The 13,685-nt window shown below is 73.2% G+C and carries 13 protein-coding genes; 8 read left to right on the forward strand and 5 right to left on the reverse strand.

Annotation, left to right across the window (positions count from 1 at the left end; translation table 11 throughout):
• Positions 1 to 164 precede the first annotated feature (164 nt).
• The 4 genes from dnaK (at position 165) to ABH925_RS19290 (ending at position 4,523) form a co-directional block, all read left to right on the forward strand.
• Positions 165 to 2,021, forward strand: coding sequence for a molecular chaperone DnaK (gene dnaK, locus ABH925_RS19275; protein WP_370149486.1), 1,857 nt, complete (start codon positions 165 to 167; stop codon positions 2,019 to 2,021).
• Entirely contained in the window at positions 2,018 to 2,701 is a 684-nt protein-coding gene (grpE, locus tag ABH925_RS19280; protein WP_370149487.1) for a nucleotide exchange factor GrpE, read from the forward strand. The genes dnaK and grpE overlap by 4 nt, the downstream gene beginning before the upstream one ends.
• A 102-nt stretch (positions 2,702 to 2,803) precedes the next feature.
• Positions 2,804 to 3,970 (forward strand): molecular chaperone DnaJ, encoded by a 1,167-nt coding sequence (gene dnaJ / locus ABH925_RS19285; protein WP_370149489.1) that lies wholly within the window; start codon positions 2,804 to 2,806, stop codon positions 3,968 to 3,970.
• A gap of 136 nt (positions 3,971 to 4,106) precedes the next feature.
• The gene (locus ABH925_RS19290) at positions 4,107 to 4,523 is read left to right on the forward strand and encodes a heat shock protein transcriptional repressor HspR (protein WP_370149532.1); all 417 of its coding nucleotides are present in this window, start codon (positions 4,107 to 4,109) and stop codon (positions 4,521 to 4,523) included.
• A gap of 102 nt (positions 4,524 to 4,625) precedes the next feature.
• On the opposite strand, the gene ABH925_RS19295 is transcribed toward ABH925_RS19290, so the two are convergent.
• Positions 4,626 to 5,840 (reverse strand): C4-dicarboxylate ABC transporter, encoded by a 1,215-nt coding sequence (locus tag ABH925_RS19295; protein ID WP_370149491.1) that lies wholly within the window; start codon positions 5,838 to 5,840, stop codon positions 4,626 to 4,628.
• Between the two features lie 94 nt (positions 5,841 to 5,934).
• Between ABH925_RS19295 and ABH925_RS19300 the strand changes: the two genes are divergently transcribed.
• Positions 5,935 to 6,900: a LysR family transcriptional regulator gene (locus ABH925_RS19300; RefSeq protein ID WP_370149492.1), complete on the forward strand. Its 966-nt coding sequence runs from the start codon at positions 5,935 to 5,937 to the stop codon at positions 6,898 to 6,900.
• Between the two features lie 26 nt (positions 6,901 to 6,926).
• Here ABH925_RS19300 and dhaM read toward each other — a convergent pair whose 3' ends face one another.
• Complete coding sequence (dhaM, locus tag ABH925_RS19305; RefSeq protein WP_370149493.1) at positions 6,927 to 7,337, reverse strand: dihydroxyacetone kinase phosphoryl donor subunit DhaM; 411 nt, start codon at positions 7,335 to 7,337, stop codon at positions 6,927 to 6,929.
• A 46-nt stretch (positions 7,338 to 7,383) separates the two neighbouring features.
• Here dhaM and dhaK point away from each other — a divergent pair, with 46 nt between their 5' ends.
• Entirely contained in the window at positions 7,384 to 8,382 is a 999-nt protein-coding gene (gene dhaK / locus ABH925_RS19310) for a dihydroxyacetone kinase subunit DhaK (protein WP_370149495.1), read from the forward strand.
• Positions 8,383 to 8,389: 7 nt separating this feature from the next.
• Positions 8,390 to 9,040 (forward strand): dihydroxyacetone kinase subunit DhaL, encoded by a 651-nt coding sequence (gene dhaL / locus ABH925_RS19315; RefSeq protein ID WP_370149497.1) that lies wholly within the window; start codon positions 8,390 to 8,392, stop codon positions 9,038 to 9,040.
• Between the two features lie 114 nt (positions 9,041 to 9,154).
• Here the strand turns inward: dhaL and ABH925_RS19320 are convergent, their stop codons facing one another.
• A complete protein-coding gene (locus ABH925_RS19320) occupies positions 9,155 to 9,964 on the reverse strand; it encodes a carbon-nitrogen family hydrolase (RefSeq protein WP_370149499.1) in 810 nt (269 codons plus the stop codon).
• A 225-nt stretch (positions 9,965 to 10,189) separates the two neighbouring features.
• On the opposite strand from ABH925_RS19320, the gene ABH925_RS19325 reads away from it, so the two are divergent.
• Positions 10,190 to 11,017, forward strand: a complete 828-nt coding sequence (locus ABH925_RS19325) for a maleylpyruvate isomerase family mycothiol-dependent enzyme (RefSeq protein ID WP_370149501.1) — start codon at positions 10,190 to 10,192, stop codon at positions 11,015 to 11,017.
• Between the two features lie 106 nt (positions 11,018 to 11,123).
• Here the strand turns inward: ABH925_RS19325 and ABH925_RS19330 are convergent, their stop codons facing one another.
• Together ABH925_RS19330 and ABH925_RS19335 are read right to left on the reverse strand one after the other, a co-directional pair.
• Positions 11,124 to 12,605 (reverse strand): nitrate/nitrite transporter, encoded by a 1,482-nt coding sequence (locus tag ABH925_RS19330; protein ID WP_370149503.1) that lies wholly within the window; start codon positions 12,603 to 12,605, stop codon positions 11,124 to 11,126.
• 111 nt (positions 12,606 to 12,716) lie between these two features.
• Entirely contained in the window at positions 12,717 to 13,679 is a 963-nt protein-coding gene (locus tag ABH925_RS19335; RefSeq protein ID WP_370149504.1) for a serine protease, read from the reverse strand.
• Between the last annotated feature and the right edge of the window lie 6 nt (positions 13,680 to 13,685).

The following is a 13,685-nucleotide window of genomic DNA, read 5'->3' on the forward strand; positions in this document are numbered from 1 at the left end:
CCGCGGCGGCACTCCCGCACCGCCCGCTCCGGCCCCGCAGTATGCCTTCCAGATAAGGGCTGAATAAAGTTGAGCCCCACCCGCTCAGCTCTGTTGACGGAACGGAATCCATGAGGCACGATTGAGCCTGTTCAACTCAACTTCCCCCTCAGGAGGGTTCCACGATGGCTCGTGCGGTCGGAATCGACCTCGGTACGACGAACTCTGTCGTCAGCGTCCTCGAAGGCGGTGAGCCCACCGTCATCACCAACGCCGAGGGCGCCCGGACCACACCGTCCGTCGTCGCCTTCGCCAAGAACGGCGAGGTCCTCGTAGGCGAGGTGGCCAAGCGCCAGGCGGTGACCAACGTCGACCGGACCATTCGGTCCGTGAAGCGGCACATGGGCACCGACTGGAAGGTGAACATCGACGGCAAGGACTTCACGCCGCAGCAGATGTCCGCCTTCATCCTGCAGAAGCTCAAGCGTGACGCCGAGGCGTACCTGGGCGAGAAGGTCGCGGACGCGGTCATCACCGTCCCGGCGTACTTCAACGACTCGGAGCGCCAGGCGACCAAGGAGGCCGGTGAGATCGCGGGCCTCAACGTCCTGCGCATCGTCAACGAGCCGACCGCCGCCGCGCTGGCCTACGGCCTGGACAAGGACGACCAGACCATCCTGGTGTTCGACCTCGGCGGTGGCACCTTCGACGTGTCGCTGCTGGAGATCGGCGACGGCGTGGTCGAGGTCAAGGCCACCAACGGCGACAACCACCTCGGTGGCGACGACTGGGACCAGCGCGTCGTGGACCACCTGGTGAAGCAGTTCCAGAACGGCCACGGCGTCGACCTGTCCAAGGACAAGATGGCGCTGCAGCGTCTGCGCGAGGCGGCCGAGAAGGCGAAGATCGAGCTCTCGTCCTCGACCGAGACCACGATCAACCTGCCCTACATCACGGCCTCCGCCGAGGGCCCGCTGCACCTGGACGAGAAGCTCTCGCGCTCCCAGTTCCAGCAGCTGACCTCGGACCTGCTGGACCGTTGCAAGACCCCGTTCCACAACGTCATCAAGGACGCCGGCATCGCGCTGTCCGAGATCGACCACGTGGTCCTGGTCGGCGGTTCCACCCGGATGCCCGCCGTCGCCGAGCTCGTCCGCGAGCTGACCGGCGGCAAGGAGCCCAACAAGGGCGTCAACCCGGACGAGGTCGTCGCCATCGGCGCGACCCTCCAGGCCGGCGTGCTCAAGGGCGAGGTCAAGGACGTCCTGCTGCTCGACGTCACCCCGCTGTCCCTCGGTATCGAGACCAAGGGCGGCATCATGACCAAGCTGATCGAGCGCAACACCACGATCCCCACCAAGCGCTCCGAGATCTTCACCACGGCCGAGGACAACCAGCCGTCCGTGCAGATCCAGGTCTACCAGGGCGAGCGCGAGATCGCGGCGTACAACAAGAAGCTCGGCATGTTCGAGCTGACCGGCCTGCCGCCGGCCCCCCGTGGCCTGCCGCAGATCGAGGTCACCTTCGACATCGACGCCAACGGCATCATGCACGTCTCCGCCAAGGACCTCGGTACCGGCAAGGAGCAGCGCATGGCCGTCACCGGCGGCTCGGCCCTCCCCAAGGAGGACATCACGCGGATGATGCGCGAGGCCGAGGAGTTCGCCGAGGACGACCACAAGCGCCGCGAGGCCGCCGAGACCCGCAACACCGCCGAGCAGCTCGTCTACACGACCGAGAAGTTCGTCAAGGACAACGAGGACAAGGTCCCCGGCGAGGTCAAGGACGAGGTCGCCGCAGCGGTGGCCGACCTCAAGGAAGCCCTCAAGGGCGAGGACAGCGCCGCGATCCGCGAGGCCACCGAGAAGCTCTCGGCCACCTCGCAGAAGCTCGGCCAGGCCCTGTACGCGCAGGCCGGCGAGGGCGCGGCGGCAGCCGGCGGCCCGGCCGACGCCCCGCACGACGCGGCCGGCGCGGCTGAGGACGACGTCGTGGACGCCGAGATCGTCGACGACGAGAAGCGCGAGGGCGGTGCCAAGTGACGCAGGGGAAGACGCAGGGCGACGCGAAGAAGCCCGGCGCCGACTCTGCCGCCAAGGCCGAGGAGACGGGAGCCGCCGACGCGGCGGCCCCCGCCGCCGAGGCCGATGCGGCGACCGCCGCTGAGGATCTGGTCGAGGCCCGCAAGCAGCTCGCCGAGCGCACCGCGGACCTGCAGCGGCTCCAGGCCGAGTACCAGAACTACCGCAAGCGGGTCGAGCGGGACCGGGTGACGGTGCGTGAGATCGCCGTCGCCGCCCTGCTGGAGAACCTGCTGCCGGTTCTGGACGACATCGGCCGGGCGCGTGAGCACGAGGAGCTGACGGGCGGCTTCAAGTCCGTCGGCGAGTCGCTGGAGACCGTGGTCTCCAAGCTCGGGCTGCAGCAGTTCGGCAAGCAGGGCGAGCCCTTCGACCCGCAGCTGCACGAGGCGCTGATGCACAGCTACTCGGCCGACGTGGACGAGACCACCTGCGTGCAGATCCTGCAGCCCGGGTACAAGATCGGCGACCGGATCATCCGCCCGGCGCGGGTCGCCGTGGCGGAGCCGGAGCCGGGTGCGGCGTCGGACGCCGAGGCGGCCGAGGCCGCACCGGTGAAGGACGCGAAGGGCGCCAAGAGCTCGAAGGGCTCCGCGTCGGGAAAAGCCGCCGCCAAGGGCGACGGTGACAACGAGGACTGATCGGGTGGCGACTGTGGGACCGTATGCCGGGGCACGCTCCGGGGTACGGTCCCACGGCCCCATCACCCGGACGGACGTCAGCAGGGGAAGGAGGGAGTTCCGTTGAGCGGCAAGGACTACGTGGAGAAGGACTACTACAAGGTCCTCGGTGTGCCCAAGGACGCCTCCACGCCTGAGATCAAGAAGGCGTACCGCAAGCTGGCCCGCGAGTTCCACCCGGACGCCAACAAGGGCGACCGCACCGCCGAGGAGCGCTTCAAGGAGATCTCCGAGGCCAACGACGTGCTCTCGGACCCCAAGCGGCGCAAGGAGTACGACGAGGCGCGGGCGCTGTTCGCCAATGGCGGCTTCCGCACCGGCGGGGGCGGCACCGGCGGCTCGGGCTTCGACTTCGGCGACCTGTTCGGCGGCCAGTCCGGCACCTTCGGCGGCGGCGGTGGCGGCGGGATCGGCGACGTCTTCGGCGGCCTGTTCAACCGCGGCGCCGGGACCCGTACGGCGCAGCCGAGGCGTGGCGCCGACGTCGAGTCAGAGGTCACCCTGAGCTTCATCGAGGCCGTGGAGGGGACCACCGTCCCGCTCCGGATGACCAGTCAGGCCGCCTGCAAGACCTGCGCCGGCACCGGCGCCAAGGCCGGCACCACCCCGCGGGTCTGCCCGACCTGCGTCGGCACCGGCCACGTCCAACGCGGGCAGGGCAACTTCGCGCTGTCCGACCCGTGCCGCGACTGCAAGGGCCGCGGCCTGATCGTGGACGACCCCTGCGAGGTCTGCCACGGCAGCGGGCGGGCCACCTCGGCCCGCACCATGCAGGTGCGGATCCCGGCCGGCGTCGCCGACAACCAGCGGATCCGGCTCAAGGCCAAGGGCGCGCAGGGCGAGCGCGGCGGCCAGCCGGGCGACCTGTACGTCACCGTGCACGTCCAGGAGCACCCGGTGTTCGGCCGACGGGGCGACAACCTGACCGTCACCGTGCCGGTCACCTTCCCTGAAGCGGCTCTGGGCGGGACGATCAGGGTGCCCACCCTGGGCGGCCCCCCGGTCACCCTGAAGGTCCCGGCCGGGACGGCCAACGGCCGCACCATGCGGGCCCGCGGCAAGGGCGCGGTCCGCAAGGACGGCACCCGCGGCGACCTGCTGGTGACCGTGGAGGTCGCGGTCCCGCCGGAGACCGAGGGCGACGCGCTGACCGCTCTGGAGCAGTACCGCGACGCGACCGCCTCGGAGAACCCGAGGGCGGCGCTGTTCAAGGCCGCTGAGGAGGCATGAGGTGATGGACGGCAACAGGACGACCGGCCCGGCGGGCTCCGCTTCCGGGCCGATCGGCGTCGGTCTCGGCGGCGGGCTGCCCGGCGACGGGCGGCCGCGCGGCGGCTCCGCGCGGGGCGGCGCGGCCGCGTACCAGATGACGGAGTTCACCCCGGTGTACGTCATCTCGGTGGCGGCGCAGCTCAGCGGCCTGCACCCGCAGACCCTGCGGCAGTACGACCGGCTGGGCCTGGTGTCCCCGGACCGTACGGCAGGGCGTGGCCGGCGCTACTCCAGCCGTGACATCGAACAGCTGCGCGAGGTTCAGCGGCTCTCCCAGGAGGAGGGCATCAACCTGGCCGGCATCAAGCGGATCATCGAGCTGGAGAATCAGGTGGCCGCGCTGGCGGCGCGGGTCGCCGAGCTGCAGGGCGAGGTCGCCAGCGCCGGGGTCGCCGCCTCGCAGCGGGAGGCCGCGGTGCACGCCTCGTACCGGCGCGACCTGGTGCCGTACCAGCAGGTGCAGCAGAGCAGCGCGCTGGTGGTGTGGCGCCCCAGGCGCCGCGGCGAGTAGCCGGCGCGAGTGGCGCGGGCCGCAACGGACCTGAAGCCGCCCCTTGGCAGAGCCTGTTCGGCCCTGCCAAGGGGCGGCTTCGCGCTTCCCGCACCGGCCGGCTCAGAGGCGGCCGGCGGCGAGGCCGCGCACGGTGCGGGTGGTGGCGACCGACCAGGCGAGCAGCAGCACCAGGAAGAGCGTGCCGGACAGCAGGTCGAACACCGCCAGGCCGGTCATCCGGGCCAGCCCGGCCGCGCCGGTGACGCAGGTGCCGACCGGGAAGGTGAACGCCCACCAGGTCATCGCGAAGGGCATGCCGTCCCGCAGCCGGCGCACGGTCACCGCGGTGGCCAGGGCGAACCAGAGCAGCGCGAAGCCGATCACCGGGATCCCGTAGAGCAGCGCGGCGTGCTGCAGCGGGGTGGCCAGGGCCGGGGAGACCGTGGCGGCCTGTCCGGCGAACTGGCTCATCGCGGTCACCGACTGGCCGAGCGGGCCGAGGACCAGGAACAGCGTCGGCACCAGCACCGCCGGCAGCGGCTCCTCGTGCACCAGCCGGGCCCAGACGCCGGGCAGCAGCACCAGCACGCTCAGCAGGCTGGCCCCGAGCAGGGCCAGGCACAGGACCAGCATCGTGGCCCTGGGCTGTCCGGCGGGCAGGTGCGGGAGCAGGGCCGGGCCGAGCGCGGCCGAGACCATCGGCGCGACCACCGGCAGCAGCCAGGTCGGGGCGGAGCCCGCCCGGTCCACCCGGAACCGCGCCACCAGCAGGTACATCACCCAGGCCGCGACGACCAGCCCGTACCCGGTGCCCACGGTCCACAGCACGGCGTCCAGCCCGACCGCGAACCCTGCGGGGAGCAGCGGGGCCCCCGCGCCCAGCGCTCCGGCACCGACGGCCATCATCGCCATCGGCGGACAGCCGAAGAAGACGGCGGTGGACGGCTGCTCCATCGCCCGGAGCCGGTCCGGCAGCCGGCGCGCGTACAGCCGGGTCGCCACGAGCGTGGCCAGCATCAGCAGCGAGAGCAGCCAGACGCCGGCGGCGAGGTCGGACAGCACCGGGGTGCGGGCGACCAGGGGCAGGGCGTGCGCGCCGTTGGCGACGATGGCGGTGCCCATGACGGCGGCGTACCAGTTGGGACCGAACCGTCCGGCGGCGGCGAACGCGGCGGGCTGCCCGGCAGGCTGCCCGGTGTCCTGCCCGGCAGGCCGTGCGTCGGGCTGCGCGGTGGCGCGTGCGTCGGCGGGGTCGGCCACGGCGGGGTCGGCCACGGCGGTGGGAGCGTCGGCCGGGGTGGTGGCGGGGGCGTGTGGGGTGAGTGTGGTGGCCATGCCTCCACCCTCCTGCCGGGCCCGACGGGCCGGTAGCGGCGTCGGCCTTATGCGGTCATAAGCGGGATCTATGACCTGGCCCTAAGCTGAGCCTATGAGCACCGGCCCGCTGTCCCACCGGGTGCCCGACCTCGGCGCCCTGGAACTCCTGCTCGCGGTGACCCGGCTGGGCAGCCTCGGCCGGGCCGCCGCCGAGCTCGGCGTCAGCCAGCCGGCCGCGTCGGCGCGGATCGCGGGCATGGAGCGGCAGATCGGGGTGCCGCTGCTGGAGCGCTCCCCGCGCGGCTCGCGGCCCACCGAGGCCGGTGCGCTGGTCGCCGAATGGGCCGGGCAGGTGCTCTCCGCCGCGCGGGCACTGGACGCCGGGATCGCCGCGCTGCGGGAACGGCGGGACGCGCGGCTGCGGGTGTGCGCCAGCCTGACCGTCGCCGAGTACCTGATGCCGGGCTGGCTGGTGGCGCTGCGCGGCGTGCTCCCCGACACCGCGGTGACCCTGCGTGCCGCCAACTCCACCGACGTCGCGGAGGAGGTCCTCGCCGGGCGCGCGGACCTGGGTTTCGTCGAGGGCCTGAGCGTCCCGCCCGGCCTGGACGAGGTGACCGTCGCCGCCGACCGGCTGCGGGTGGTGGTCGGTCCCGGCCACCCCTGGGCCCGCCGCCGCGCGCCGGTGGGCGGCGCCGAGCTGGCCGCGACCCCGCTGATCCTGCGCGAGCACGGGTCCGGTACCCGCGAGGTGCTGGACCGGGCGCTGGCCCGCTACGGCGGCTCGGCCGCACCGCTGATGGTGCTGGCCTCCACCACGGCGATGAAGGCGGCGGCGGTGGGCGGGGCCGGGGCCGCGGTCCTCAGCGAGCTGGCCGTCGCGGACGAGCTGGCGCTGGGGCGGCTGCGTGCCGTACCGCTGGACGAGGCCGACCTCGACCTCGCCCGTCCGCTGCGCGCCGTCTGGCCGACCGGGACCCACCCGGCGGGACCGGCCCGCGACCTGCTCTCGCTGACCCGCCACCAGCGCCCGTCCGCCCCCCGAACCCCCCAGGCCCGGCCGCACCGGCCGACCTGAGCCGCCAGCCGGGCGGCCGGTTCTGCTCAGAACTTCGCGAAGCCCCGGGCCTCCCGGGCGGCCGTGGCGACCGCGGCCAGGTCAGCGCCGGTGGACGCCTGCACGGCCGCGGCCACCCCGCCCTCCACGAACGGCGCGTCGACCAGGCACAGGTCGGTCCGCTCCAGGTCGGCCAGGACCAGCCGGGCGGTCAGCACGGAGCTGCCCAGGTCCGGCAGCACCAGCACGCCGCCGCCCCGGTCCGCGTCCGCGATCGCCGCCGCGACCAGCGCGTAGCTGGTTCCCAGACCGCCGTCCTCGGTCCCGCCGGCCACCGCCACCGGCACCAGCCCCGCACTCAACTGCTCCAGCAACGTACGCAGCCCCGAAGCCAGTTCGGCGCTGTGCGAGACGAGTACGATGCCGACAGATCCACTGGAGTCACCCCTGTCGCTCATGCTCGCCGATGCTAGTGCCGCCCCGGCCACCCCGAGGAGCCGCCGCATGAAGAAGCTGATCAATTCCCCAGACGATGTCGTCGCCGACGCCCTGGCCGGGATCGCCGTCGCACACCCCTCCCTGGCCGTGGACGCCAAGAACCGGGTGATCACCCGGGCCGCGCAGACCCGGATCGGCAAGGTCGCCCTGGTCTCCGGCGGCGGCTCCGGCCACGAACCGCTGCACGGCGGCTTCGTGGGGCTGGGCATGCTGGACGCGGCCTGCCCCGGTGAGGTGTTCACCTCCCCCGTGCCCGGCCAGATGCTGGCCGCCGCGCAGTCCGTGGACGCGGGCGCGGGGGTGCTGTTCGTCGTCAAGAACTACACCGGCGACGTGCTGAACTTCCAGATGGCGGCGGAGCTCGCGGTGGACGAGGGCATCGCGGTGGAGACCGTCCTGGTGGACGACGACGTCGCGGTGCAGGACTCCACCTGGACCGCCGGACGGCGCGGCACCGGGGCGACCCTGTTCGTGGAGAAGATGGTCGGAGCCGCCGCCGAACGCGGCGCCAGCCTGGCCGAGGCGGCCGCGATCGGCCGGCGCGTCAACGCCGCGTCCCGTTCCTTCGCCGTCGCGCTGACCTCCTGCACCACCCCGGCCGCCGGCCGGCCCGGCTTCGAGCTGCCGGAGGACGAGATCGAAGTGGGCGTCGGCATCCACGGCGAGCCGGGCCGCAGCCGCGAGAAGATCCGTCCGGCCCGGGAGATCGTCGCGGACGCGATGGCGGCGATCCTCGACGATCTGCCACCGGCCCCCGGCGACGAGGTCGTCCTGCTGGTCAACGGGCTGGGCGCGACCCCGCTGCTGGAGCTGTACATCGTCGTCGGCGAGGTCGCCTCGGTGCTGGCGGCCCGGGACGTGCGCATCGCCCGCAGCCTGGTCGGCAACTACGTCACCAGCCTGGACATGGCCGGGGTGTCGATCACGCTGTGCCGGGCCGACCAGGAACTGCTGGACCTCTGGGACGCGCCGGTGGACACCCCCGCGCTGCGCTGGGGAGTGTGAGGAGCCTATGGCCGACCTCTTCGACGCAGGGCTCGCCCGCGCCTGGATGCTGCGGACCGCGGCGGCGGTCACCCGCGAACGCGACCGGCTGACCGAGCTGGACGCGGCCATCGGCGACGGCGACCACGGGGCCAACCTGCAGCGCGGCTTCACCGCCGTCGTCTCCGCGCTGGATTCCGCGGACGGGCCGTCAACTCCGGGGGCGGTGCTGGTCACGGCGGGAACGACGCTGATCTCCAGCGTCGGCGGTGCGTCAGGACCGCTCTACGGCAGCGCACTGCGCGCCCTGGGCAAGGCCCTGGCCACGCCGACGGCCGGCCCCGACGCCGACGCCGAGCGGATGCTCGCCGCCCTGGGCGCGGCACGGGACGCGCTGCAGCGGCTCGGCGGCGCGGTGGCGGGCGACAAGACCATGGTGGACGTCTGGATTCCCGCCGTGGCCGGCTTCGGCTTCGCCGTCGAGGGCGGCGCAACCCTGGCGGGCGCGGCGCAGTCCGCCGCGTCAGCGGCGGAGGCGGCCGCCAAGGACACCATCCCGCTGCAGGCCCACAAGGGCAGGGCCTCCTACCTGGGCTCCCGCAGCATCGGGCACCAGGACCCGGGCGCGACCTCCTCCGGCCTGCTCTTCCGGTCACTCGCCGAGGTGCTGACCGACTGACGGTCCGACTGACCGTGCGACCGACCGTGCGACCGACCGGCGCACGCCCGGGGCGCGCGGCACCCCGGGCGCCGCGACCCGCGGACCGCTCCGCTCCGCTCCGCTCGGGCGCGACTACGGTCGGTCGGTGCCCGGGGTGGGGGCCTGAATGCCCATCAGCCGGTCCCGCAGCACCGGGAACTCCCGGCGGGTCCTGGCCACCACTGCCGGGTCCAGCTCCACGGTGAGCACCTCCTCGCCCGGTCCGGCCTCGGCCAGCACCGCGCCCCAGGGGTCCACCACCAGGCTGTGCCCTGCCTGTTCGACCCCGCCGTGCGTGCCCGCCGTGTTGCAGGCCAGGACGAACGCCTGCTCCTCCACCGCGCGGGCGCGCGCCAGCAGGGTCCAGTGCTCGCGCCGGCGGGCCGGCCAGGCGGCCGGGATCACGAACAGCTCGGTGCCGGCGTCCAGCAGCGCCCGGAACAGCTCGGGGAAGCGCAGGTCGTAACAGGTCGCCAGGCCCAGCACGCCGACATCGGTGGAGGCGGTGACCAGCTCCGTGCCGGCGCCCATGGCGATCGCCTCGCCGCTGTCGAAGCCGAAGCGGTGGATCTTGCGGTAGGTGTGGGCGAGCTCGCCGGACGGCGAGAACAGCAGCGAGGTGTTGAACATCGGGCCGTCGGGGTCGCGTTCGACGATCGAGCCCGCGTGCAGCCAGCAGCCGGTGTCCCGGGCCGCCGCCGACATCGCCTCGGTGGTGGGGCCGTCCAGCGGCTCGGCCCCTGCCGACCAGGCGTCGTAGGAGAAACCGCCGAGCGCCCACAACTCCGGGAGTACCACCAGGTCCGCGCCGCGCTGCGCCCTGACCAGCGCGGCGGCGCGGGTCCGGCGGGCGTCGGGGGACTCCGAATCGTCGACATCGAGCTGGATCAGCGAAGCGCGCACGGTACCACCCTGCCTGGCCTGGGCCCTAGGATCGTTGCGATCAACACGTGAAAGCGCTGACCCGGTGACACCGGTGAGCGTAACGTGCCCATAGCGCATTCGTCGGCGGGAACGGACCACGGCGAGCGCGCACGGCGGGGCCCCGGACCATGGGGGGCCGGCTCCCGCACACCGCATCGCACACCGTCCGCCTGAATGGGCAGGATCTACTAGGGGTCGAGGAACGTGACCGACAAGCAGATGGTCCAGGCGTACGCCGACGCGTGGACCCAGTCCATCGAGGCCATATCCACGCTGCTGGCCCCCCTGACCGAGGGCGAGTGGAACCGGCCCACCGAATGCCCGGGGTGGTCGGTACGGGACGTCGTCTCGCATGTCATCGCCATGGAGCTGGAGCTCCTCGGCGATCCCCGGCCGATCCACACCCTGCCGCGCGATCTGCGGCATGTGGTGGACGAGTTCAAGCGCTACTGCGAGGTCCCGGTCGACAAGCGGCGCTGCCACACCGCGCCCGAGATGACCGCCGAGCTGGAGTACACCATCATCCGCCGCTCGCGCGCGCTGCGGGACTCCCGCTACGGACCCACCGACGACGTGCGCTGGCCGATGGGCCCCTACGCCCGCGAGGTGCCGTACCACCAGCTGCTGCGCACCCGGGTGTTCGACGTCTGGACCCACGAGCAGGACCTGCGCCGCGCGCTGCGCACCCCCGGCAACCTGGACACGCCTGCGGCCCTGATCACCCGCGACATCCTGGTCGAGATGCTGCCCAAGGCGGTGGCCAAGCTGGCCGGCGCCCCGGCCGGCTCCACCGTGGTCCTGGACGTGCACGGGCCGCTGGAGTTCATGCGGACGGTGCACGTGAACGAGGACGGCCGCGGCAGCGTGGACGAGCGGGTCCCGCTGGCACCGGCGGTGCAGCTGACCACCGACTGGGAGACCTACGCCCGACTCGCCTGCGGCCGCATCCCGGTGGCCGGCGCGGACATCAAGGTCGAGGGCGACGAGGCGCTGGCGCAGCGGATCCTGGACAACTTCGCGGTCACCCCCTGACGTCGGCGGCGACCGGCACGGCGGCCCGGCCCCCGAGCCGCCGTGCGGCGCCGTCCGTGCCGCCTCGTGCCGTGCTGCATCGTGCCGTGCTGCGCCGTCAGCGCGGCTACGGGCGCAGGTCCGCCTCGCGGCGGGCGGCCCGGCGGTGCAGCCGGAGGATCTGCGAGAGGCCGAGCGCCAGCGGCACGGCGAGCATGCAGAAGGCCAGCCGGAAGGCGTGGGTGGTGTAGGCACCACCGCCCGGCGTCAGCAGGTCCAGCACCAGACCGATGCCGAACAGGGCCAGCACCGACGCGATGAAGCCGCCCATGTTGACGATGCCGGAGGCGGTGCCGAGCCGCTCCGGCGGGTTCACCGGCCGGGCGTAGTCGAGGCCGACCAGCGAGGCCGGACCGTTGCTGCCCATCGCCACCATCAGCACCGCCAGCAGCCACATCGGCACCCGGGGGCCCGGCCAGGCCAGCACCACGCCCCACAGCGCGGCGGTGCCCAGCACCACGGTGAAGACCAGCGGGGTACGCACCCGGGGACGCCGCGAGACCAGGTTGCCGAACAGCAGCGCGAAGCCGATCCCGCTGACGATGACCAGGCTGAGCAGCGATCCGGCCACGCCCCGGGACAGCCCCTGGCCCGCCGTCAGGAACGGCATGCCCCAGAGCAGCAGGAACGCCGAGGCGGGAAAGGCCGTGGTGAAGTGCACCCACATGCCGAGGCGGGTGCCCGGCTCACGCCAGGCCGCGTGGATCTGCTGCCGCAGCCGTAGCCGGGCGGGCGCCGAGGAGCCGGTGGCGGAACCCGTGCCGGCGGGCCCGGTGGTGGCGGCGTTCCAGGCCAGCAGCGGGGCCCGCGGCGGGCTGTCCGGGGTGTCCCGCAGGAACAGCAGCACCAGGGCCAGCACCGCGATGCCGAGCAGTGCCGTGGTGGCGAAGGTCGGGGTCCAGCCCGCGCTGTGCAGCACCTGGGACAGCAGCAGGGTGCTGACCAGGTTGCCGAGGGTGCCGACCAGCCCGGTCAGCTGCGCGATGAACGGGTTGCGCCGGGCCGGGAACCACCGCGCGCCGATCCGCAGCACGCTGACGAAGGTCATCGCGTCGCCGCAGCCCAGCACCGCGCGGGAGACCAGCGCCGGGGTGAACGAGGTCGAGCAGGCGAAGCCGAGCTGGCCCGCCGTGAGCAGCACCAGGCCGACGCTGAGCACCCGGCGCGGTCCGAGCCGGTCGACGAGCAGGCCGACCGGGATCTGCATCGCGGCGTAGACCAGCACCTGCAGCACCGCGAACGTGGACAGCTGGGACGCGCCGATGCCGAAGCGGGTGGCGGCGGCCAGGCCGGCCACGCCGAGGCTGGTGCGGTGCACCACGGCCAGGACGTAGACGCTGACGCCGATGCCCCAGGCGAACCACGCGCCCCGGCCCCCGAGGCCCTCACCCGCGGCGCCGCCGGAGGCGACCGCAGGAGCGACGACGGCGGAGACGGCAGCGCCGTCCCGACCCTCGGCGGACCGCCGGGACTGGGACGGCAGAGCCGCGGACGGCAGCGCTGCGGAGGGCACGGACGTGCGGGCGGTCGCGGCGGGGTCGGCTGGCATGATGGCGCCCATCCTATTGGTGGGATGAATTCATCCCCCCTACGGATGCCCCGTGCGTTTCGTCACGCCGGTCCTGCCGACGCGGCGCCGCGCCCGCTCGGGCGCGGCCCCTCAGTGGTGGATCGCGTAGTTGTAGAGATAGAAGATCTTGTTGTCGAAGATCGGGCTGTAGCTGGTCCAGGAGTTCGGGCCGCCCGCGTCCAGGCCGCCGATCAGGCCGATGACCTGCCCGGTATTGGTGCGGTTGTCGAGGTGGATCAGGAACGGACTGCCCGAGGTGCCGCCGTAGTAGCCGGTGCAGAGGAAGGACATCTGCGAGTAGCCGGGCACCTTGGCGGTGTGGTTCCAGCAGGTGATCGCCCGGTCCGCCGGGAGGGCGCTGGCCTTGGGGTAGCCGGTGACGCCGGCCCAGTTGTAGTAGCTGGGGGTGCGGGTCAGGGTGTTGCCGCCGGTCACGTTCTCGATCTGGCGCCCCCAGCGGTCCTTGGAGACCTTGGCGAAGGCGTAGTCGTAGTCGGTGCCCGAGCCGGTACCGGAGAAGTGCGAGTCGGTGTAGACGCTCTGCACGCTCCACACGCCGTACGGCTGGGTCTTCGCGCCGGAGCGGTAGCCCGGGACGAAGGCCATCCAGCGGCCCGGGCGGCAGTGCGCGGCCAGCAGGATCATGTCGCGGCCGGGGCTGTGCACCACCGAGGCGGTGCAGTAGTGGTTCCTCATGTCCTGGCCGGCGTAGAAGATCACACCGATCGAGGGCCGACCGTTGGGGTAGGACTGCGCGATGGTGGTGTGCGGCGCGAGACCCCGGCCGGTGACCTTGGTGCTGGTGGGGTCCTCGGAGGTGGCCGAGGCCATCCGCTGCGGCGTCCAGTACTGGTCCACCGCGGCGCTGCTCAGACCCTGTGACAGGCCGGTGGTCACCTTCGGGGCCACCGCTCCGGGGGCGGTCGGCGCCGGGGCGGCCGCGGCCGTCTGCGACCCGACCGCGGTGCGCACCTCGGCGGAGGCCCCCGGGGCCAGCGCCGACACCGCGACCGCCACTGCCGTCCCTATACCGATCAGCGCCGAGCTGACCACAATCCG

The sequence above is a fragment of the Streptacidiphilus sp. EB129 genome (assembly GCF_041262645.1).
GTDB lineage: Bacteria > Actinomycetota > Actinomycetes > Streptomycetales > Streptomycetaceae > Streptacidiphilus.

Excerpts from the sequence above, each read along its gene's own strand:
- dnaK (WP_370149486.1), top strand. The coding sequence starts at position 165 with ATGGCTCGTGCGGTCGGAATCGACCTCGGTACGACGAACTCTGTCGTC.
- ABH925_RS19290 (WP_370149532.1), top strand. The coding sequence starts at position 4,107 with ATGACGGAGTTCACCCCGGTGTACGTCATCTCGGTGGCGGCGCAGCTC.
- ABH925_RS19295 (WP_370149491.1), bottom strand. The coding sequence starts at position 5,840 with ATGGCCACCACACTCACCCCACACGCCCCCGCCACCACCCCGGCCGAC.
- ABH925_RS19300 (WP_370149492.1), top strand. The coding sequence starts at position 5,935 with ATGAGCACCGGCCCGCTGTCCCACCGGGTGCCCGACCTCGGCGCCCTG.
- dhaM (WP_370149493.1), bottom strand. The coding sequence starts at position 7,337 with ATGAGCGACAGGGGTGACTCCAGTGGATCTGTCGGCATCGTACTCGTC.
- dhaK (WP_370149495.1), top strand. The coding sequence starts at position 7,384 with ATGAAGAAGCTGATCAATTCCCCAGACGATGTCGTCGCCGACGCCCTG.
- dhaL (WP_370149497.1), top strand. The coding sequence starts at position 8,390 with ATGGCCGACCTCTTCGACGCAGGGCTCGCCCGCGCCTGGATGCTGCGG.
- ABH925_RS19330 (WP_370149503.1), bottom strand. The coding sequence starts at position 12,605 with ATGCCAGCCGACCCCGCCGCGACCGCCCGCACGTCCGTGCCCTCCGCA.